We start from the raw sequence: 1,471 nt of genomic DNA on the forward strand, positions 1-1,471 counted from the left end.
GCCTTCTCGGCCTCCACGCGGACGCGTTCCTCCTCGGCCGACGCGCGTTGCGCCGCCGCTTCCGCCTCAAGGCGGTCGTTCGCGATCGCCGCGTCGCGGAAGACTTCCAGCGCACCAGCCATGCGGCCGATCTCGTCATGACGGGCCAGACCCGGGATGGCCGTCGCCTTGTCGCCGTCGGCCAGACGCTTCATGCGATCGGCCAGGGCCACGACCGGCCGCGCGACCGAGCGACCCAGCAACCAGCCGGCCGCGCCCATGGCCAGGGCCACGACCAGGGCCATGCCGCCCAGGGTCAGGGCCGCGCGGGCCACGGCGGCGACGATCTGGTCGGTGTAGACGCCTGAACCGATCACCCAGCCCCAGGGCTTGAAGGCCTTGACGTAGGACACCTTGGGCGCCGGCTCTTCCTGGCCAGGCTTGGCCCAGCGGTAATTGAGGAAGCCCGCCCCGTCGCGACGGGCGATCTCGGTCATTTCACGGAACATGAAGACGCCGTCGGCGTCCGTCTTGGCGCTCAGGTCCTGGCCTTCCAGCTGGGGGCTGAAGGGGTGCATGACCATGCGCGGCTGCATGTCGTTGACCCAGAAATAATCGTCCTGGCCGTAGCGCAGGGCGCGCAGGGTCGAGAGCGCCGACGCCTGGGCCTGGGGCCGGGTCATGACGCCCAACTGTTCCTGCGCCTGATAATGGGCGACCACGCTGTGGGCGACCTCGACGGTCTTTCGCGTCCGGTCCGCGATCTCGTCGCGCATCACCCTGTCGAGCTTCATCAGCGACAGGCCCGTCACCAGAAGCAATCCGGCCACCGCCAGCACCGACAACAGGTTCACCCGGCCGCCGATCGTCAAACTACGCATAAAGGTCATATCCCCTGACTATCGGGGCTAGATGACATGGCGGGGTAAACGTGACGGAAAATCGCGGTTGCGTAAAATTCCCTACTTCCCCGACGTAAACTTCAGCATTGAGCTGCAGGAAAATCGGCACAAGCTTCGCCGTACCGATTTTTTACATAGGCCTATTCAAGCCTTGGATCGGTCAATTGAAAACGGCGGGTGCCGTGTCAGCCCCCGCCGTCGTCATGAGTGGATCAGAACTCTTCCCACTCGTCCGCGAGAGCCTGGGGCTTGAGCGCCGCGCCGCCGCGACCGACCGTCTTCAAGGCCGCCACCGTCTGGGCCACCGCCGGCGGCGTGCGGACGGGGACCGGAGCCGGGACATGGCCCGAAGTCCGTTCCTGAGCCGTGCGGAACCGTGACACAGAGGCGGCGAGGACATCGGCCTCCTGGGCCAGGGAGTGGCTGGCGGCGGTGGATTCCTCGACCATGGCCGCGTTCTGCTGGGTGACCTGGTCCATCTGGTTCACGGCCGTATTGACCTGTTGCAGACCCACGGCCTGCTCCTGGGCCGAGGCCGCGATCTCCGACACCAGGCCGTCGATCTCCGCCACGCGGTCCACAATCCGCTG

General features: G+C 66.6%; 1 protein-coding gene and 1 pseudogene. Both read right to left on the reverse strand.

The window, feature by feature from the left end:
• Positions 1-860: cache domain-containing protein (locus ABIE19_RS17475; RefSeq protein WP_354090529.1), on the reverse strand; the 860-nt coding region annotated here is incomplete at its 3' end.
• Positions 861-1,093: 233 nt separating this feature from the next.
• A pseudogene (locus ABIE19_RS17480) lies at positions 1,094-1,471 on the reverse strand (methyl-accepting chemotaxis protein); the annotation flags it as partial.

It is taken from the genome of Brevundimonas faecalis, from assembly GCF_040549405.1.
GTDB lineage: Bacteria > Pseudomonadota > Alphaproteobacteria > Caulobacterales > Caulobacteraceae > Brevundimonas > Brevundimonas faecalis.